Raw genomic sequence first — 17,955 nt, 5'->3', positions numbered from 1 at the left:
AAACTCCTTTGTTCTATAATTATTTTCTTGGGCGTTTTTTAGGACGAACTCCATTGTGAGGGATTGGTGTACAATCCTTAATTGAAGTTACTTCCATCCCAGCAATTGTTAATGCTCTAACAGCAGCATCACGACCTGGACCTGGACCTTTTACTTCAACTTGAACTGATTTAACACCTTGATCCATTGCACCTTTAGCAGCTGCTTCTGAAATCATTTGTGCAGCATAAGGTGTTGATTTTTTAGATCCTTTAAACCCGATCGCTCCAGCACTTGATCAAGAAAGTACGTTTCCTTTTTCATCACTTATAGTAACAATTGTGTTATTAAAAGTAGAATGAATATGAGCGATACCTTTTGGTATATTTTTCTTAATACGTTTTTTTGTATTATTTGTTTTTGGTTTTGCCATGTTTGTTTATCTCCTTCTACCTTCTATTTTTTCTTGTTAGCTACAGTTTTTCTTGGACCTTTAACAGTTCTTGCGTTTGTTTTTGAAGATTGTCCTCTTACAGGTAATCCTTTACGGTGTCTTAATCCTCTGTAACATCCTATTTCCATTAAACGTTTAATGTTTAATGAAACTTCTCTACGTAATTCCCCTTCAACTTTATAGTTTGAAATTTCTGTAGAAATTAATTTAATTTGTTCTTCAGTTAAATCTTTTGTACGTAGATCTTCACTGATGTTTAATTTAGCTAAAACTTTTTGAGATGTTGATAATCCAATACCATAAATATATGTTAATGAAATTACAACTCTTTTTTCGTTTGGGATTTCTACTCCACTAATACGAGCCATATCTCTAATTCCTTTCTTAAATGATTTAATCTAATAATTTTTAAGTTAGACTAATTAACCTTGTCTTTGTTTGTGCTTTGGTTGTGCACAAATAATCATTACGCGGCCTTTACGTCTAATAACACGACATTTGTCGCAAATTTTTTTGACTGATGATCTTACTTTCATCTGTAACCTCCGTATTTGTTCTCTTGTTTTTAAACAATATAAATCGACACAAGCCGATTTTTTTTATAATTACATTTCTGCTTTTTTAGCAATTTTTCTATATGTAATTCTTCCACGTGTCATATCATATGGTGAAATCACGACAGTTACTTTATCTCCAGGTAAGATGCGAATGTAATGCATTCGGATTTTACCTGACACGTGTGCATCAATAACTATGTCGTTTTCTAGTTGTACTTTAAATTTTGCATTAGGTAAAACTTCGACAACTGTACCTTCAAATTCCATTTCTGCTTCTTTAGCCATAAACTACAACTCCTATCTTTTTGATTTAGTTAATACTTCATAACCGCTATCTGTAATTAAGATAGTGTGTTCAAAGTGAGCAGTCATACTCTTGTCAGCTGAAAGAACTGTTCAATTGTCTGCTGCAAGTTTTGTTTTGTAAGTTCCTATTTGAATCATTGGTTCGATACAAATAACCATTCCAGCTTGTAAACGCATTCCTGTATCTTTTCTACCATAATTTGGTATAAATGGATCTTCATGCATTTGTGTGCCAATTCCATGCCCTGTATAATCTCTTGGAACTCCAAACCCAAAGCTTTCAGCATGAGTTTGCACAATATTTCCAATTGTTCCTATACGAAGACCTGGAGCTAAAGCTTTGATCGCTAAGTCCAGGCATTCTTCAGTGACTTTTAATAGTATATCATGTTTTTTATCTTTTGCAATACCAACTATCATAGTAAACGCACTATCTGCATGATATCCCTCAAAAATGCACCCAGTATCAACAGAAACAATGTCTCCTTCTTGTAAAATACGATCTTGTGGAATTCCGTGAACTAGTTGTTCATTAATCGAAACACAAATAGTTTTTGGGTATCCGTGATAGCCTTTAAAGTTTGATTGGCATTTTTTTTCAGTAATAAATTTTTCAAATTCTTTATCTAAATCTAAGCAATTTACACCTGGTTTAATCATTGATTTTAGCATGTCAATTGCTTCAGACAAGACTTGTCCAGCAACACGCATTTTTTCAATTTCTTGTGGTGATTTAATTGTAACAACCATTTATAATGCTCCTAAAACTTCTTGATAAACTTCTTCAGCAGTTGTGTCTGCATTATCAACAATATGTACAAAACCTGGTTTGTTTTTGTAGTAATCAACAAGTGGTGCAGTTTCATTTGCATATACATATAATCTTACTTTAACTTTTTCTGGTGCATCATCTGGTCTACGTACTAATTCAGTTTGATCATTATCACAAACTCATTCTGTTTTTGGTTTTCTTGTAACGATATGATAACTTACTTTACATTTTGGACAAATTAATCTTCCACTAATTCTTTCTAATAAAAGTTCTGTTGGAACATCAATATAAATCACTTTATCAATTTGTGAGTTTAATTCTGATAAGTTTTCTTCTAATATTTTTGCTTGATTTAATGTTCTTGGAATACCATCAAAAATTAATTGATTATGATTGTCTTTTAAGAAGTTTTTAACAATCTCCATTGTAACTTCATCTGGTACTAAATTTCCTTCATTCATATATCTTGCGCATTCAATTCCTAATGGTGTTTTATCTTTAATTTCTTTACGCATTAAATCACCAGTAGACATTTGGTTAAATCCTTGATTTTTAATTAATTTTTCAGCTAATGTACCTTTTCCTGACCCAGGGGCACCTAATAACATAATATTCATATTTTTCTCCTCTTTTTTATTTTAAAATTTGTTCTGGTTCAAAAGCATATGGTAACAACTCTTTAATATTGGTTTTAATTTGAAAACCTTTTTTACTATAAATTGAAATTGGTGTTGATCAATCTATTAATTCTGAAATAAACTGACGACATACTCCACATGGAGATCCTAAAATTTCAGAATCAGTATATAGTTCTAAAGACTTAATATCTGCTTTTTTATAACCCAAAGCATAAACTTGTGATAAAGCTGTTCTTTCTGCACAAATTGTTGCAGGATATGAAGCATTTTCAACATTTATTCCTTTAATCACTTGTCCATCTTGTAAATAAATTAAACAAGCAACTTTAAAGTTAGAATACGGACTATAAGAATTTTCTTTTAGTTTTAATAATTCTTCAAATATCATTTGATTGCTATCCATTCTTTATACCTCTTTCATATCTATTATAATATATTTAAAAAATAATTTTAAAGAGATAGAAAAAAGACTCAAATGAGTCTTCTATCAAATATGTGTTGAACATTGACTTGAAGTTTCTTCAGTAAAATTTTGTTTTTTACTTTCGATAAATTTATGTTGTGTAATTCGACCTTGTAATTGTTGAGTTGTTTGAATTGCAACTGAGATACAAATAATCAGCCCAGTACCCCCAATCGCTAACTGACTAGGTAAATTAGTCACTTTAGAGATAATATAAGGTAATGCAGCAATTAAGGCTAAGAAGATAGCTCCAAATAGCGATAATCGATTAATTGTGCCTTTTAAAAAGTTTGTTGTATCTTTACCTGGTTTAATTCCCGGAATAAAGGTTCCTGATTTTTGAAAGTTTTCACTTATCTTTTCAGGATTAATTTGAACTTGTGCATATAAGAATGTGAATAACACAATCATCACAGCAAAGATTCCTATTCCTCACCAAGTATTAAATGATAGATAATGCTGTGTAAACCTTACAAAGCCATTGATTGAATCAACTACAGACGTGCTAGCTGTTGGATCAATAATTTGTGCAATTGTAATTGGTGTTGATATCAATGCAGAAGCAAAGATAACCGGAATAACCCCAGCGTTATTTAGTTTTAACGGTAGATATGGAGTATGATCTTTTGAATCAATCAATCCACTACCGGTTTGTTGAATTGGTACTTTACGTTCCGCTTCATTCATAAGTACAACAGCAAATATAACAATAAAAAACACTAACAAATAAATTGAGAATTTAATGATTCCATCAAAGAAAACATTAATACTTTCATTTGAAGGGATTCAGAAATCATATGTAGCTTTCATTTGATTTGGTAATTGAACAATAATTCCAATGAAAATTACAATTGAAATACCATTTCCAACACCTTTGATTGTAATTTGATCAGCAATTCATAACATAAAGTATGAACCAGCTAACATAACTAAAGGTACTAGTACATAGTAGAACGCAGGAGAAGCCATTACATTATCACTTGATCAACCCGGTTCAATAACACCTTGTTGTTGTAATGTAAAGATTGTTGCTATTCCTTGCATCAGTGCAAATGGTATCATCAACACTTTAGTAAGTTTATCTAATTTTTTTCTTCCTCTTTCCCCTGATTTGTTTCATCTAGTTAAGATTGGAACAACATCAGTTGAAAGTAATTGAACGATAATTGAGGCTGTAATATAAGGAGATACTCCTAATGCTAAGATTGAGAATCTTCCAATAGTACCTCCCCCTAATGTTGAAAGTAACTGAAAGAACTGTGAATTGTTAATAGCATTTTGATAATCAGAAGTTAATCTGATACCAGGCACTGTTATATATACTCCAATTCTAATAATCACTAATAATAATAAAGTAAAAGCGATTCTTATTAAAATATCTTTATTTTTGATAAAGAAGTTGCCAGTTTTTAAATCACTATTATTACTTTTTGATTTTTTGGCATAATATTGTTTGCTTTTTTTAGCGAACTTTTTTGCCATACTAAATCACCTCTACTTTTCCTCCAAGTTTTTCAATAGCAGCTTGCGCTGATTTTGAAACTTTGTTTAATTTTACATCAATTGTCTTAGTAATTGAACCATTACCTAAAACTTTTACTAATTGTTTTTCGTTTTTGATAACTTTTTGTTCAATTAAAGCTTTGTGATCAACTGTTGATAAATTCAATCTTTCTAAGTCTGAAAGATTTAAAATAACATATTCTTTTTGGTTTGGAGAAGTGAATCCAATTTTTGGTAGTCTTCTGTATAAAGGAGTTTGTCCACCTTCGAATCCTACACGAACTCCCCCACCTGAACGTGAGTTTTGTCCTTTGTGACCTCTTGTAGAAGTTTTCCCTTTTCCAGAAGCCATACCTCTACCTACTCTAGTAACGTCTTTTTTGCTACCTTCAGTATATTTTAATTCATGTAATTTCATAATCTGTGTATGCTCCTTTCTTATTTAGTTTCTTCTACTTTTGGTTTTTCAGTTTTAACAACTGGTTTACCAAATCTTAAGTCATTTACTTTTTTAGCTGTATGCATTGATGTTAAACCATCGATTGTAGCTCTAATCATGTTAATTGGATTATTTCTACCTAATGATTTAGCATAAACATCTGCAATACCTGCTAATTCAATAATAGCACGAGCTGGTCCACCGGCAATAACTCCAGTACCAGGTTTAGCTGGTTTAATTAAAACTTGTCCTGCTCCAAAGTGACCAATCACTTCGTGAGGTACAGTTGTTCCTCTTAAAGGGACTCTAATTAAGTTCTTTTTAGCTTCTTTAACAGCTTTTTTAATTGATTCAGGAACTTCGTTTGCTTTTCCAGTTCCTAAACCAACTTGACCTTTTTTATCTCCAACAACAACAACTGCTGCGAATCTAAAGTGACGTCCACCTTTTGTAACTTTAGTAACGCGTCTAATTGATACTACTTTTTCTTCAAAATCATCTTTTTGGAATTGTTTTGGTCCTTGAGGGCCACGGTTTGATTTTCTATCAAACTTTTTTCTTTCAGGTTGAGTTTGATTGTTAGCGTTTTTAGCTACTACTACTTCTGTTTTATTTTCCATATTTCTCACTCTTTACCTTTCTAGAATTTCAATCCGTTTTCTCTTGCTGCTTCAGCAAAAGCTTTTACTTTACCATGGTATAAATATCCACCACGATCAAATACTACATCAACAATGCTTTTTGCGATTGCTAATTTAGCAATTTCTGCTGCAACTTTTTTAGCTGCTTCAACGTTTCCTGATTTTAATCCCAAGTTTAATGATGATGCTGAAACTAAAGTTGTTCCAGTTGTGTCGTCAATAATTTGTGCGTAAAAATTAGTATTTGATTTGAAAACATTTAATCTTGGTTTAGCAGCTGTACCAGAAACTTTACCTCTAACACGGTAATGTCTTCTTTTTCTTGCTTCTTGTTTAGTATATTTCATAATTCTATAACCTTAAGCTCTGATATTATTTACCAGCTGCTTTCCCTTCTTTTCTAATAATGATTTCATCTGAGTACTTAATTCCTTTACCTTTATATGGTTCTGGTTTTCTGTATGATCTAATTTCTGCTGCAACTTGTCCTACAACTTGTTTATCAATACCTGAAATAATGATTTGAATTGGTTTTGGACATTCTAATGTAATTCCTTGTGGAATTGCATATTCAACTGGGTGTGAGTAACCTAGTGAAAGATTTAATTTACTTCCAGCTAATGCTGCTCTATATCCAACCCCGTTAATATCAAGAGTTTTTTTGAACCCTTCACTTACACCAGTTAACATTCCTTGTAATAAAGAGTTTGTTGTTCCGTGTAATTGTTTTGTATGTTTAATTTCATTAGCTCTAGTTGTTGAAAGATTTGCTCCATCAACTTTGATTGTGATAACTTCCGCGAATTTTTGAGTTAAAGTTCCCTTTGACCCTTTTACTGTAACTGTGTTGTCTGCTGCAACACTAATTTCAACACCTGCAGGGATAATTAAAATTCTGTTTCCTATACGTGACATATTTTACCTCTACCTCCTATTATCAGACAAAAGCCAATACTTCTCCACCAATATTTGATAGACGTGCTTTTTTTCCTGTCATGATTCCTTGTGATGTTGAAACTATTGCAATACCTAAACCGTTTAATACTTGTGGGATTTCATTTGCTGGTGCATAAACTCTTAGACCTGGTTTAGAAATCTTTTTAAGTCCTGAGATTACTCTTTGTTTTCCTTGATATTTTAATTCAATAGTAATAATTTTTTTAACTTCACCTTCAACAGTGAAGCTTGAAATGAATCCTTCTTCTTTTAAGATGTTAGCAATTTCCAATTTCATTTTTGATGAAGGAATGTTAACAGTTTTTAACATTCTTTGGTTTGCATTACGGATTCTAGTTAACATATCTGCGATTACGTCTGTTGTCATTCTTTATTTCCTTTTCTTTCTATTTCCTATTATCAAGAAGCTTTTCTAACCCCAGGAATTTGTCCTTCGTATGCATATTTTCTAAAGCATAGACGGCAAATTCCGAATTTTTTAAGCACAGCATGTGGTCTACCACAGTTATTACATCTTGTGTAATTTCTTACGCCAAACTTTTGGTGTTTAGCTTGTTTAACTTTTAATGATTTTTTAGCCATTTATTCTAATCCCCTTTATTATTTAGCGAAAGGCATTCCAAATTTTTCTAATAATTTGTATGCTTCCTCGTTTGTTTTTGCAGTAGTTACAATTGTGATATCCATTCCGCGTAATTTTTGAACTTTATCATAATCAATTTCTGGGAAGATAATTTGTTCTTTAACTCCCAATGTGAAGTTTCCAAATCCATCGAATGAAGTTTTTGGAACTCCTCTAAAGTCACGCACACGTGGTAATGCAACGTTTGTTAGACGGTCTAAGAAGTCATACATCTTTTTCCCTCTTAAAGTTACTTTTGTACCAATTGGCATTCCTTCTCTTAATTTAAATACAGCTAATGATTTTTTTGCTTTTGTTACTAATGGTTTTTGACCAGTTAATTGTTCTAATTCAACAACTGCTGCATCTAATTTTTTTGGATCTGTTGTAGCATCTCCAACTCCCATATTAATAACGATTTTTGTAAGTTTTGGAACTTGCATCACTGATTTATATCCTAATTCTTTAAATAATTCAGGAGCAATTTGTTCATTGTATCTAGTTTCTAATCTTGATTTCATTTCTTCTTGTCCCTTTCTTATTTACTTGCCTTTTTTAATGGTGAATTAGATTTTTTAGCAACTCTAATTTTTTTACCATCTTCAATTTGGTATCCAACTTTTGAAATACCATCTTTATTTTTAGGATCTTGTAATGCTACGTTTGATAAATTAATTTTTGATGAAACTTCTTTAATTCCACCTTCTGAATCAGTTTGTGAAGGTTTAACATGTTTTAAAGAGTTAATTCCTTGAACTGAAACTCATTTTTTGTCTTTTGAAATTCAAGTGATTGGTCCTAATTCACCTTTGTGTGAACCAGCGATAACTTTAACCACGTCACCTACTAAGATTTTTGATTTGCTCATTCTCTGGTTCCTCCTTATAATACTTCTGGAGCTAAAGATGCAATTTTTGCAAATCCAGCTTCTTTAATCTCACGTGCAATTGGACCGAAAATACGAGTTCCACGTGGAGATTTATCTTCTTTAATAATTACTACAGCATTTTCTGAGAAACGAATATATGTTCCATCTTCTCTTTTTAATTCTCTAGTAGTTCTAACAATAACAGCTTTAACAACTTGACCTTTTTTAACAGCTCCTCCTGGAGTTGTTGATTGAACTGAACAAACGATGATGTCTCCAATTCCTGTAAACTTTCTAACTGATCCACCTAAATTACGAATAACACGAACTTCTTTAGCACCTGAGTTATCTGCTACTTTTAATTTTGATAATGTTTGAATCATATCTTCTTATCTCCTATAAAACAGCTTTTTCTACTACTTTTACTAATCTGAAGTTTTTAGTTTTTGATAAAGGACGTGTTTCCATAATTTGAACTTTGTCCCCTATTTTAGCAACTTGTTGTTCGTAGTGTGCCTTATATTTTTTAGAATACTTAACACGTTTTTTGTAGATTGGGTGGTTTTTATAAGTTTCAACTAGTACAGTAATTGTTTTATCCATTTTGTCAGATACAACTCTACCAACTAGTATTCTTCTACTATTTCTTTCCATTATTTAGTTTCTCCTTCGTTTACATCATTTTGTTCTTCAACTACTGCATTAGCCATAGCTTCTGCAATAGCGTCATCATTACCTGCTCCGTTGTTTTCATATTGAACTTGTAATTCTTCGATCATTTTACGTTGTTTTGCTCTAACTTCTTTTCCAGCTTTTTCAGCTTCAGTTACAGCTTGGTTATAGTTTGTTTTAACAGTTTTATTTACTTCTTCACCAGCTTTAGCTTTTTCAGCTATAACTAATTGAATTCTTGCAATTTCTTTTTTAATTTTTTTAATACGGTGTGTTTGTTCTAAACTTCCAACAGCTGCTTGAAATTTTAAAGCGAATAACTCAGCTTTTTTAGCTTCGTTTCTTTCTAATAATTGTTCTACTGAAAGCGCTTTAATTTCTTCCATTAATTTATCTGCCATTATTCTTCACCTCTTTTAACGAATTTGCAACGAACTGGTAATTTGTGCATTGCTAAACGTAAAGCTTCTCTTGCAGTTTCTTCACTAACTCCAGCAATTTCAAACATAACTGTTCTTTCTTTTACAACTGCTACTCATTTTTCTGGGTTACCTTTTCCAGATCCCATACGAACTTCAGCAGGTTTTTTTGACATTGAAATGTGTGGGAAAATTCTCATTCAAACTTTTCCATCACGTTTCATGTAACGTGTCATTGCAATACGAGCTGCCTCAATTTGACGGTTATCGATTCATGCTCCATCTAAAGACATTAATCCATATTCACCAAAGTTGATTGTTTTAGCTCCTTTTGCTTTTCCTTTAAAACTAACTTTATGAGGTTTACGATATTTTGTTCTTTTTGGTAATAACATTATTTACGTCCTCCTCTGTTGTTGTTTTTGTTGTTGAATCTTCTGTCATTATTCATTGGTGCTTTTTCTGATACTCGTTGGCTTTGACCTCCGATTATTTCACCATGATTGATTCAAACTTTAACACCGATTTGTCCATATGTAGTTGGAGCTTCATATAAAGCATAATCAATGTCAGCTCTTAATGTAGATAGAGGCACTGATCCTTCGATGTACCCTTCTGTACGAGCCATTTCAACTCCACCTAAACGTCCACTTACAGAAGTTTTGATTCCTTTAACCCCTGCTTTTAAAGCTTTTCTAATAGCTAATTTTTGAACTGTTCTAAATGAAGCACGGTTTGTAATTTGTTCTCCGATTCATCTTGCAACTAATGTTGCATCTGCATCAGGGTTTTTTACTTCAATTACTTTAACTTCAACTTTTAAGTTTCTATCTTTAGCAATTTTTTGAACTGTTGTTGCGATATTTGAAACGTTTTTACCTTCTTGACCAAGCACAATAGCTGGACGAGCAGTTCTAATGATTAAAGTAATGTTTGAGTTTGTTCTTTCAATTTTAATTTTTGATACAGCTGCATCTTTTAATAATTTAAGAACTCCTTCACGGATTTTGATATCTTGATCTAATCATTTAACGTATTGATCTTTTTCAGCATATCATGTGTCTTCTCAGTCTCTAACGATTCCTAAACGTAAAACATTAGGTGATACTTTTTGTCCCATATATTCTTCTCGTCCTCCCTATTTTCTTTCATCACTAACAATAATAGTTACGTGTGATGTTCTTTTTAAAATTTCATATGCTCTACCATGAGCTCTTGGTCTAAAACGTTTTAAAGTTGGTCCTTCGTTAACAAAGATTGTTTTTACAAATAATTTATCTGCGTCCATTCCATTGTTGTTAACTGCGTTTGCGATTGCTGAGTTTAATAATTTTAATACTGGCTCAGCTGATCTTTTATCTAAGTTGTATAGTGTTGCAATTGCGGCTGCAACTGGTTTGTTTCTGATTGTATCTGCTACTAATCTAACTTTTCTAGGAGAGATACGAATCATATTTAAATAAGCTTTTGCTTCCATATTGTGATCCTACCTCTTCTATTTTTTACCTTTGTCGTCTCCGTGTCCACCGAATTTACGAGTTGGGGCAAATTCTCCTAATTTGTGCCCAACCATATCTTCTGTTACATACACGGGAATAAATTCTTTACCATTGTATACTCCGAAAGTTTTACCGATGAATTCAGGGAAAATAGTTGATCTACGTGATCAAGTTTTTATAACTTCTCCATCTTTTGCAACTTCAGCTTTTTTAAATAAGTTTTCGTCTACAAATGGTCCTTTTTTTAATGATCTTGCCATGTCTTCTATTCTCCTCCCTATTTCTTAGCATTACGCTTTCTTACAATAAGTTTTTCTGATGATTTCTTACTGTTTCTTGTTTTAACACCAAGAGCTGTTTTACCTCATGGAGTAACTGGGTTTTTACGTCCGATTGGAGTACGTCCTTCCCCTCCTCCATGTGGGTGATCGTTAGGGTTCATAACTGAACCACGAACTGTTGGACGAATACCTCTTCAACGGTTACGTCCAGCTTTTCCTCAATTAATTAAGTTGTATTCTTCGTTTCCAACTTCACCAATTGTTGCGTAACAATCAGCTAGAACTTTTCTAACTTCTCCAGATGTTAAACGTAAAGTTATATACTTACCGTCATCATCTTTCCCTAAGATTTGTACTGATGTTCCAGCACTTCTAGCCATTTGTCCACCTTTTCCAGGTTTTAATTCAACGTTGTGAATTAATGTCCCTTCAGGAATGTTTTTTAATGGAGCTGCATTTCCAACTTTAATATCTGCATTTTCTGAAGCAACAATTTTCATTCCAACTGTCATTCCTTTTGCAAATAAGATGTAACGTTTTTCTCCATCTAAGTAATTAACTAAACAAATAAATGCATTTCTGTTTGGATCGTACTCGATTGTAGCGATTGTTCCAATAACATCTCTTTTGTTACGTTTAAAGTCAATAATTCTGTATTTTTGTTTGTGACCTCCACCTTTGTGACGAGTAGTAATTAAACCACGGTTGTTACGTCCAGCTTTAGCGTTTTTAGCAGCTAATAATGATTTTTCAGGAGTACTTGTTGTTAAAGTAGCCTTGTAATCAATAGTAGTCATATTTCTACGGCCATTTGTCGTAGGTTTATATTTTTTAATTGCCATAATATCCCTTTCTATAGCTTTATTTAATTTGATTTATAATAGTTTCGCCTATGGGCTAGGTTTTTTCTATAAATCACTTAAGATATCTAATGATTCACCATCTTTTAAAGTGATGATTGCTTTTTTGTAGTTATTTGTTTTTCCAACAAATCTTCCCATTCTTTTTTCTTTTCCGTCGTAGTTCATTGTTCTTACTGATTCAACTTTAACTTCAAAGATTTCTTCGAATGTTTTTTTAATTTGAACTTTATTAGCTTTTCTGTCAACTAAGAAAGTATATACACCATTTGCGTGACCTAAAAATGATTTTTCAGTTAACACAGGTTTTTTAATTACTTCTGTTAAATGCATTATGCGTATACCCCCTCAACAGCCATTGCAGCTTCTTCTGTCATAACTAATTTAGTAGCGTTTAAAATATCAAATAAGTTTAATTTAATTGATGGTAAAGTTTTTACCCCTTTAATGTTATTTGAAGATTTAATTACTAATTCTTCGTTTTGTTTAGTAATGATTAATGTTTTTTGATCATCAATTTGTAAATTTTTCATTACGCTTACCATTTCTTTTGTTGATGCTTTTGCGAAATCGAATTTATCAACGATTACAAGATTTTGTTCACTAGCTTTAAGTGATAATGCTGATTTAAATGCTAATGCTCTTACTTTTTTGTTTACTGATTTTTTGTAGTTAATATCAGGTGTTGGACCAAAAGTAACCCCTCCACCTCTTCAGTGTGGTGCTCTAATTGATCCTTGACGTGCACGTCCAGTTCCTTTTTGTCTTCAAGGTTTTTTACCTCCACCACGTACTTCTGCACGAGTTTTAGTTTTTTTAGTTCCTTGTCTTAAAGCAGCTTGTTGAGCAACAACAGTGTCATAGATAGCTTGTTGATGTGGTGTCACATTTCAAACACTATCATTTAATGAAATTGTTTTAACTTCTTGTCCTTGGACGTTTAATACTTTTAATTCCATATTTGTCTCCTTATTACTCTTCTGTAGAAACTGCTTCTTCAACTACTGGAGCTTCAACTGTTTCTTCAACAACTGGTGTTTCAGTAGCTACTGGTGCGTTTCTTACTAATAATTCTGCTGCTTGTGCGTTTTCTAAACCTTTAACATTGGCTTTGATTGTTACAAATCCTTTGTTTGGTCCTGGAATTGAACCTTTAACTAACATGACGTTGTTATCGATTGCAATAACCTCTAAGTTTTGAACTGTACGTTTAACATGTCCCATGTGACCTGCCATTTTTTTAGATTTGAAGATACGGTTGATAATAGCTCCCATTGAACCTATACCACGGTGGTATCCTGACCCGTGAGCCATTGGTCCAGTTGAGTAATTATGTCTTTTAATTGCTCCTGCAAATCCTTTTCCTTTTGAAATTCCTGTAACGTCAACGTATTGACCAGTTTCGAAAATGTCTGATGCTGAAATTGTTGATCCAACTTCAAACCCTTCCATGTTTCTGATCTCTTTTACGAAGCGCTTAGGAACTGAGTTAGCTTTTTTGAATTGTCCTAATTCAGGTTTGTTTACTAAATTTTCTCTTTTGTCGAATACTCCTAATTGAGTAGCAACGTAACCATTTGTGTCAAGAGTTTTAACTTGTAAGATAGTGTTTGGTTGAACTTCAACTACAGTAACTGGTACTAATTTCCCGTTAGCTGTAAAAACTTGAGTCATTTCAACCTTACGTCCTAAGATTCCTTTCATCTTTTTATCCTCCTAATTGATAATCATGTATATTTCGTTACTTTAATTTTTGTGTTTAATTTTTTATAACTTGATTTCGATGTCTACACCACTTGGTAATTGAACTCTTTTTAATACGTCCATTGTTGTTGGTGTTGGATTTAAAATCTCTAATAATCTTTTGTGTGTTCTCATTTCGAATTGTTCACGTGAGTCTTTGTACTTGTGAACAGCTCTTAAGATGGTAATAACTTGTTTATCTGTTGGTAATGGGATTGGTCCTCTAACCTTTGCCCCAGTTCCTTCAGCAGCTTCAATAATTTTTGAAATGCTTTGATCAATGATTGCGTGATCATAGCCTTTTAATTTTATTCTCATTTTTTGTTCTGCCATTGTAACCTCCATTTTTAATATTTTTTTTCATTCATCAACAACCCCTACTGGTGTGTTGTAAATGAGCACACAAAATACACATGCTAAAATATTATATTCTAAGAGCCTTATAAAATCAATTAAAAGTCATTCTTTAATAATAAAAGCTACATGAACTAAACATTTTTAATTAAAAAACAAGTGTATTTACATAATTTTCATAAATAATAAAAAACACAAGTTTAGTAACTTGCATTGTTTTTTTCACCTTTAATAATGGCTACACCACCGCTTGTTCCTAAGCGATCAGCACCTGCTTCAATCATTTTTTGAGCATCTTCAAATGTTCTAACTCCACCTGCTGCTTTAACTAATGCGTTATCTTTAACAACTGATTTCATTAATTTAACATCTTCAAATGTAGCTCCTGATTTTGAAAATCCTGTTGATGTTTTAACAAATTCTAATCTAGCTTCAACAGCTAGTTCACAAGACTTAATGATTTCTTCTTTTGTTAATAAACAGTTTTCCATAATACATTTAACAACATGTTTACCTGCTGCTTTTTTAACTGCTTTCATATCTTCAAGTACTAATTCATAGTTCTTATCTTTTAAAGCACCAATATTTACAACCATGTCAATTTCATTTGCACCGTCTTTAATTGCTTCTTGAACTTCAAATGATTTTGTAGCAGTTGTACACGCACCTAATGGGAATCCTACAACATTAGTAATTCCAACATTTGTACCTTTTAATAACTCTTTACAATAACTTGTTCAACATGAATTAACACAAACTGTTGCAAAATCAAATTCAATTGCTTCTTTACATAATTGTTTAATTTCGGCTTTTGTAGCATCTTGTTTTAATAATGTATAATCGATATATTTATTTAATTCCATAACTTCTCTTATATGTTCATTTTAATTTTTAACTCTTCAAGTATTTTATTAACTTTAGCTTGTGCTGCTTCTACAGTTTCACCAACTCCAATAAAATAAATTTTTAATTTTGGTTCTGTTCCACTTGGACGCACAGCAAATCATGATTTATCTTCTAAATAAAATTTTAGTAAATCTTGACCTGGCATGTTATACATTCCATCAATATAATCTTCTACTTTAATTACTTTAAGTCCTGCTATCTCAGTTAAAGGAGTTGCTCTTAATGATTTCATCAATGGTTCAATTTTTAATTTCTTTTCTTCAGGTTTAAAGTTTAAGTTTAAAGTAAATGTGTAATAAGCACCCATTTCTTTAAATAAGTCTTCTAGATAGTCAACTAATGTTTTATTTTGTTTTTTATAGAATCATGCCGCTTCTGCAATTAAAATAGAAGCTTGAATTCCATCTTTATCTCTAGCAGAGTCATCAATAACATATCCATAACTTTCTTCATAAGCAAAAACAAAGTTTAATCTGTTATCGACTTCTTTAGCAATTTCTCTACCCATTCATTTAAAACCAGTTAATGTTTTAACAATTTTAACTCCATATTTTTCATGAGCAATACGATCACCTAAATCACTTGTTACAAAGCTTGAATATAAAGCTGGGTTTTTTGGCAATTTATTTAAACGTTTTAAGTTAGCTAATTTTCAATCAATTAAAATAGATCCAGTTTGGTTCCCATCTAATCGTATGAATTCTCTGTGATGTTTAATTGCCATACCAAATCGATCAGCATCTGGATCATTCATAATAATAATATCTGCATTATGTTTAACACCATATTCAAGTGGAATTTTTCAAGCAGAATCAAACTCAGGATTTGGATTAACTACATTTTTAAATGTTTCATCTTCAAATGCATGTTCTTCAACTTCAATAACATCATATCCTGATTCACGTAAAATTCTAGGAGTAAATTTGCTACCAGTTCCATTTACTGCACTAAAAATAATCTTTAAAGCTTTTTTAGATTTTTCTTCACCTATATAAAATTCTAGGTTTTTAATCATTTGAACATAACTATCAATAACACTTTGATCAACAACTTTAATTAAAGTTTTATCTGTTTTACATTCTCAATTTAAAATATCAGTAATTTGATCCATTCTATTAGCAATGATAGCTGTTTGTTCATCTTGTAACTGAGATCCATATGAATCATATATTTTATAACCATTATATTCTGATGGGTTATGCGATGCTGTTATCACAATTCCTCCAATACAGTTTAATGCTTTAGTTGAATATGAAACAACTGGTGTTGGCATCATCTCATTGTCTTTAAATAAATATGCTTTAATTCCAAAACTAGATAATACTTCTGCAACAACTTGTGCGAAAGCTTTTGAGTTATGTCTGTTGTCATGTCCAATAACAACTCCATCATTTAATCTATTTGCATAATTTTGTTTTAATAATTCTGCAAAAGCAATTGTTACTTTTTTAATAGTGTAAATGTTAAAGCGTCCAGGTCCTGCACCTAAGACTCCTCTAATTCCAGCTGTACCAAATTCTAATTCAATATCTTCAAATGCTGCGTGTAATTCTTCATCATTAGCATTCTGTAAAAGATTTTTCATTTCCTCATCTAACTTGTTATTATTAAATCATTCTAAATAAACTTTGTTATTTTTGTTAAAAACCATTTGCTCTCCTTACATATTTATATGATACTTCTATTATAATATAGTGGAAAGGCTATTGTGTTAAATATTTTTTACTCAATACAAAAAAGTGACTTATGAATTTTAGTTTTAACGAAATAATTTAAAAAAAACATTCTATCGAATTGACTAGTGAAGAAATAAAATGCTTAATTAAAAGCTATGCAAACAACAATGTTAAGGATTATCAAATGCTGCATTTGCGATGGCCATTTATTTTAATGGATTGACTAAAGCTGAAAGATTAGCATTAACTCAGGCTTATCTAGAATCTGGATATGTTTATGATGTTAGTGAAGTTAAAGGTTTAAAAGCTGATAAACATTGAACTGGTGGAGATGGTGATAAAACAAGTTTAGTTTATTCTCCACTTGTAGCTAGTTATGGAGTTAAAGTTTGTAAACTATCAGGGAGAGCTCTTGAAGTTACTGGTGGAACTATTGATAAACTTGAATCATGTAAAGGTTGAACAAGTGAATTAACTAAGGAACAATTTATTAATACAGTTAATAAGGTTGGAATTAGTATTACAGGGCAATCAAATGATATTGTCTCAGTTGATAAAAATTATATGCATTAAGAGATCTTACTAGAACAGTTGATTTAATTCCTTTGATTGCTGCTTCAATTATGAGTAAAAAATTAGTGATTGAAAGTGACAGTTTAGTATTAGACGTTAAAGTTGGAGCTGGTGCATTTATGAAAGATACCAATACCGCTGAGCAATTAGCAAATCAAATGATAGAAATTAGACATGATTATGGTAGAAAAGTTTCAATTCTTTTAACTGATATGTAAAAACCTTTAGGAAAAGCAATTGAAAATGCTATTGAAGTAAAAGAAGCATGAGATACGCTTAACAATAAAAAACCTGAAGATTTAAAAGAAGTTTTTTGTACAGCTGCTGGTTTAACTTTAATTGATTTAGGCATCTTTAACAATTTAAATGATGCAATAAAAGATTGTTATAAAAAATTGGAAACTGGTGAATGTGCACATTATTTAAAAGAATTTGTTGAAGCACAAAATGGGGACTTTAGTTTAATTGAAAAATTATGGTAAAAACTTTACAACTAAAAACGTAATTGAAATAAAAGCTGAGTCAGATGGTTACATTTCTTCACAAGATGTAGAAACAATTGGATATTTATCAATGGATCTTCCGTCTGGTAGAAAAACAAAAGAAGATTTAATCGATTTCTCTGCTGGAATTTATTTAAATAAAAAATGGTGAAGAAGTTAAAAATGGTCATGTTGTTTTAACTCTTTATACTAATCATGAATTCAATGATGAATCAATTAAAAAAGCAAAAAGTAGTTTTAACATTTATAAAACAAAAGTTGATTCAAAAA

At 31.5% G+C, this 17,955-nt stretch carries 33 protein-coding genes; 3 read left to right on the top strand and 30 right to left on the bottom strand.

The genetic code is table 4. The features are described from left to right. Nucleotides 1–19: 19 nt before the first annotated feature. The 30 genes from rpsK to EMELA_RS00705 form a co-directional block, all read right to left on the bottom strand. Nucleotides 20–412: a 30S ribosomal protein S11 gene (gene rpsK, locus EMELA_RS00850; protein WP_028124062.1), complete on the bottom strand. Its 393-nt coding sequence runs from the start codon at nt 410–412 to the stop codon at nt 20–22. A gap of 23 nt (nt 413–435) precedes the next feature. After that, the gene (gene rpsM, locus EMELA_RS00845; protein ID WP_028124061.1) at nt 436–801 is read right to left on the bottom strand and encodes a 30S ribosomal protein S13; all 366 of its coding nucleotides are present in this window, start codon (nt 799–801) and stop codon (nt 436–438) included. 54 nt (nt 802–855) lie between these two features. Then, a complete protein-coding gene (gene rpmJ, locus EMELA_RS00840; RefSeq protein WP_011183044.1) occupies nt 856–969 on the bottom strand; it encodes a 50S ribosomal protein L36 in 114 nt (37 codons plus the stop codon). 69 nt (nt 970–1,038) lie between these two features. Continuing rightward, on the bottom strand, nt 1,039–1,275 hold the full coding sequence (gene infA / locus EMELA_RS00835) for a translation initiation factor IF-1 (RefSeq protein ID WP_028124060.1): 237 nt from the start codon (nt 1,273–1,275) through the stop codon (nt 1,039–1,041). A 12-nt stretch (nt 1,276–1,287) separates the two neighbouring features. Then, nucleotides 1,288–2,046 carry a type I methionyl aminopeptidase gene (gene map / locus EMELA_RS00830; protein WP_028124059.1) on the bottom strand — a complete coding sequence of 253 codons (759 nt, stop codon included), beginning with the start codon at nt 2,044–2,046 and terminating at the stop codon, nt 1,288–1,290. Further along, complete coding sequence (locus tag EMELA_RS00825) at nt 2,047–2,685, bottom strand: adenylate kinase family protein (protein ID WP_028124058.1); 639 nt, start codon at nt 2,683–2,685, stop codon at nt 2,047–2,049. It abuts the gene before it with no gap. Between the two features lie 16 nt (nt 2,686–2,701). Next, a complete protein-coding gene (cdd, locus tag EMELA_RS00820) occupies nt 2,702–3,109 on the bottom strand; it encodes a cytidine deaminase (protein WP_028124057.1) in 408 nt (135 codons plus the stop codon). Nucleotides 3,110–3,190: 81 nt separating this feature from the next. Continuing rightward, complete coding sequence (secY, locus tag EMELA_RS00815) at nt 3,191–4,651, bottom strand: preprotein translocase subunit SecY (protein ID WP_028124056.1); 1,461 nt, start codon at nt 4,649–4,651, stop codon at nt 3,191–3,193. A gap of 1 nt (nt 4,652) precedes the next feature. After that, complete coding sequence (rplO, locus tag EMELA_RS00810; RefSeq protein ID WP_028124055.1) at nt 4,653–5,090, bottom strand: 50S ribosomal protein L15; 438 nt, start codon at nt 5,088–5,090, stop codon at nt 4,653–4,655. Between the two features lie 20 nt (nt 5,091–5,110). Further along, complete coding sequence (gene rpsE / locus EMELA_RS00805; protein ID WP_028124054.1) at nt 5,111–5,731, bottom strand: 30S ribosomal protein S5; 621 nt, start codon at nt 5,729–5,731, stop codon at nt 5,111–5,113. Between the two features lie 20 nt (nt 5,732–5,751). Continuing rightward, nucleotides 5,752–6,099 (bottom strand): 50S ribosomal protein L18, encoded by a 348-nt coding sequence (gene rplR / locus EMELA_RS00800; protein WP_028124053.1) that lies wholly within the window; start codon nt 6,097–6,099, stop codon nt 5,752–5,754. A gap of 25 nt (nt 6,100–6,124) precedes the next feature. Then, complete coding sequence (gene rplF / locus EMELA_RS00795; protein WP_028124052.1) at nt 6,125–6,667, bottom strand: 50S ribosomal protein L6; 543 nt, start codon at nt 6,665–6,667, stop codon at nt 6,125–6,127. A gap of 19 nt (nt 6,668–6,686) precedes the next feature. Continuing rightward, nucleotides 6,687–7,076 carry a 30S ribosomal protein S8 gene (gene rpsH, locus EMELA_RS00790; RefSeq protein WP_028124051.1) on the bottom strand — a complete coding sequence of 130 codons (390 nt, stop codon included), beginning with the start codon at nt 7,074–7,076 and terminating at the stop codon, nt 6,687–6,689. 29 nt (nt 7,077–7,105) lie between these two features. Further along, complete coding sequence (locus tag EMELA_RS00785; protein WP_028124050.1) at nt 7,106–7,291, bottom strand: type Z 30S ribosomal protein S14; 186 nt, start codon at nt 7,289–7,291, stop codon at nt 7,106–7,108. 18 nt (nt 7,292–7,309) lie between these two features. Next, on the bottom strand, nt 7,310–7,852 hold the full coding sequence (gene rplE / locus EMELA_RS00780; protein WP_028124049.1) for a 50S ribosomal protein L5: 543 nt from the start codon (nt 7,850–7,852) through the stop codon (nt 7,310–7,312). Nucleotides 7,853–7,869: 17 nt separating this feature from the next. Continuing rightward, nucleotides 7,870–8,199 (bottom strand): 50S ribosomal protein L24, encoded by a 330-nt coding sequence (gene rplX, locus EMELA_RS00775; protein ID WP_028124048.1) that lies wholly within the window; start codon nt 8,197–8,199, stop codon nt 7,870–7,872. 14 nt (nt 8,200–8,213) lie between these two features. Further along, a complete protein-coding gene (rplN, locus tag EMELA_RS00770; RefSeq protein ID WP_028124047.1) occupies nt 8,214–8,582 on the bottom strand; it encodes a 50S ribosomal protein L14 in 369 nt (122 codons plus the stop codon). Nucleotides 8,583–8,595: 13 nt separating this feature from the next. Continuing rightward, a complete protein-coding gene (rpsQ, locus tag EMELA_RS00765; protein ID WP_028124046.1) occupies nt 8,596–8,856 on the bottom strand; it encodes a 30S ribosomal protein S17 in 261 nt (86 codons plus the stop codon). Next, on the bottom strand, nt 8,853–9,272 hold the full coding sequence (gene rpmC / locus EMELA_RS00760) for a 50S ribosomal protein L29 (RefSeq protein ID WP_028124045.1): 420 nt from the start codon (nt 9,270–9,272) through the stop codon (nt 8,853–8,855). The genes rpsQ and rpmC overlap by 4 nt, the downstream gene beginning before the upstream one ends. Next, a complete protein-coding gene (gene rplP, locus EMELA_RS00755; RefSeq protein ID WP_028124044.1) occupies nt 9,272–9,685 on the bottom strand; it encodes a 50S ribosomal protein L16 in 414 nt (137 codons plus the stop codon). The genes rpmC and rplP overlap by 1 nt, the downstream gene beginning before the upstream one ends. Next, nucleotides 9,685–10,410 (bottom strand): 30S ribosomal protein S3, encoded by a 726-nt coding sequence (gene rpsC, locus EMELA_RS00750; RefSeq protein ID WP_028124043.1) that lies wholly within the window; start codon nt 10,408–10,410, stop codon nt 9,685–9,687. The genes rplP and rpsC overlap by 1 nt, the downstream gene beginning before the upstream one ends. Nucleotides 10,411–10,428: 18 nt before the next feature. After that, nucleotides 10,429–10,767, bottom strand: coding sequence for a 50S ribosomal protein L22 (rplV, locus tag EMELA_RS00745; protein WP_028124042.1), 339 nt, complete (start codon nt 10,765–10,767; stop codon nt 10,429–10,431). Nucleotides 10,768–10,785: 18 nt separating this feature from the next. Next, the gene (gene rpsS / locus EMELA_RS00740; protein WP_011183024.1) at nt 10,786–11,049 is read right to left on the bottom strand and encodes a 30S ribosomal protein S19; all 264 of its coding nucleotides are present in this window, start codon (nt 11,047–11,049) and stop codon (nt 10,786–10,788) included. 17 nt (nt 11,050–11,066) lie between these two features. Continuing rightward, the gene (gene rplB / locus EMELA_RS00735) at nt 11,067–11,912 is read right to left on the bottom strand and encodes a 50S ribosomal protein L2 (protein ID WP_028124041.1); all 846 of its coding nucleotides are present in this window, start codon (nt 11,910–11,912) and stop codon (nt 11,067–11,069) included. 66 nt (nt 11,913–11,978) lie between these two features. Beyond that, the gene (gene rplW, locus EMELA_RS00730) at nt 11,979–12,263 is read right to left on the bottom strand and encodes a 50S ribosomal protein L23 (protein ID WP_028124040.1); all 285 of its coding nucleotides are present in this window, start codon (nt 12,261–12,263) and stop codon (nt 11,979–11,981) included. Beyond that, nucleotides 12,263–12,889, bottom strand: a complete 627-nt coding sequence (rplD, locus tag EMELA_RS00725; RefSeq protein WP_028124039.1) for a 50S ribosomal protein L4 — start codon at nt 12,887–12,889, stop codon at nt 12,263–12,265. The genes rplW and rplD overlap by 1 nt, the downstream gene beginning before the upstream one ends. A 13-nt stretch (nt 12,890–12,902) precedes the next feature. Then, on the bottom strand, nt 12,903–13,634 hold the full coding sequence (gene rplC, locus EMELA_RS00720) for a 50S ribosomal protein L3 (RefSeq protein WP_028124038.1): 732 nt from the start codon (nt 13,632–13,634) through the stop codon (nt 12,903–12,905). 63 nt (nt 13,635–13,697) lie between these two features. Further along, complete coding sequence (gene rpsJ / locus EMELA_RS00715; RefSeq protein WP_027875738.1) at nt 13,698–14,006, bottom strand: 30S ribosomal protein S10; 309 nt, start codon at nt 14,004–14,006, stop codon at nt 13,698–13,700. A gap of 221 nt (nt 14,007–14,227) precedes the next feature. Continuing rightward, nucleotides 14,228–14,890 (bottom strand): deoxyribose-phosphate aldolase, encoded by a 663-nt coding sequence (gene deoC, locus EMELA_RS00710; RefSeq protein ID WP_028124037.1) that lies wholly within the window; start codon nt 14,888–14,890, stop codon nt 14,228–14,230. 8 nt (nt 14,891–14,898) lie between these two features. Beyond that, nucleotides 14,899–16,584, bottom strand: a complete 1,686-nt coding sequence (locus tag EMELA_RS00705; protein WP_028124036.1) for a phospho-sugar mutase — start codon at nt 16,582–16,584, stop codon at nt 14,899–14,901. Between the two features lie 223 nt (nt 16,585–16,807). On the opposite strand from EMELA_RS00705, the gene EMELA_RS04675 reads away from it, so the two are divergent. From EMELA_RS04675 to EMELA_RS04665, 3 genes are all read left to right on the top strand, one after another. After that, nucleotides 16,808–17,182 carry a hypothetical protein gene (locus tag EMELA_RS04675; RefSeq protein WP_028124035.1) on the top strand — a complete coding sequence of 125 codons (375 nt, stop codon included), beginning with the start codon at nt 16,808–16,810 and terminating at the stop codon, nt 17,180–17,182. 50 nt (nt 17,183–17,232) lie between these two features. After that, nucleotides 17,233–17,400 carry a hypothetical protein gene (locus EMELA_RS04670; RefSeq protein WP_198407622.1) on the top strand — a complete coding sequence of 56 codons (168 nt, stop codon included), beginning with the start codon at nt 17,233–17,235 and terminating at the stop codon, nt 17,398–17,400. 247 nt (nt 17,401–17,647) lie between these two features. Continuing rightward, nucleotides 17,648–17,845: a hypothetical protein gene (locus EMELA_RS04665; protein ID WP_028124033.1), complete on the top strand. Its 198-nt coding sequence runs from the start codon at nt 17,648–17,650 to the stop codon at nt 17,843–17,845. The last annotated feature ends 110 nt before the right edge of the window (nt 17,846–17,955 follow it).

Source organism: Mesoplasma melaleucae (assembly GCF_002804105.1).
GTDB lineage: Bacteria > Bacillota_I > Bacilli_A > Mycoplasmatales > Mycoplasmataceae > Mesoplasma > Mesoplasma melaleucae.
Note: the sequence above shows the minus strand (reverse complement) of the source record. Positions and strands in the feature narration are given on the sequence as shown.